The following is a 429-nucleotide window of genomic DNA, read 5'->3' on the forward strand; positions in this document are numbered from 1 at the left end:
GCACCAAAGTCAATATTTGCATAGATGGGTTCTTGCTGCTGGGCGCGCTGTTCTTTGGGTGGTTTATTCACCTTTGCATAGATGGGTTCTTGCTGTTGGGCGCGCTGTTCTTTGGGTGGTTTATTCACCTTTGCATAGAGAGATTCTTGCTCAGATGCTCCTAGGTTTTGTTGTTCAAACTGTTTTCTTACTTCTTCTACCTTGTTAGAAGGGGCAGACTGATGCTTTTTCATGCACGTTTCCTTTCAATATTCAGAAAAAAGCTCTTTGCTGCACGTTTTGGTGCACTCTCCCCCTTTATACCTTGATAGTTTTTATAGGAAAATATCAATTTGAGGGACCTCCAAAGACTGCGTTATTCATTGCTCCCATAATCGACATTTATGTCTTTTATACAGTTTTTTTGTGAAATTATTATCACTAAGTTAT

Annotated in this window: 1 pseudogene; it reads right to left on the minus strand. The window is 39.6% G+C overall.

Going from position 1 to position 429, the window contains the following annotated elements:
- Nucleotides 1-233, minus strand: a pseudogene (locus BN202_RS09100) (hypothetical protein); the annotation flags it as partial.
- Between the last annotated feature and the right edge of the window lie 196 nt (nucleotides 234-429).

Origin of the sequence: Bartonella florencae (genome assembly GCF_000312525.1) — a bacterium.
GTDB lineage: Bacteria > Pseudomonadota > Alphaproteobacteria > Rhizobiales > Rhizobiaceae > Bartonella > Bartonella florencae.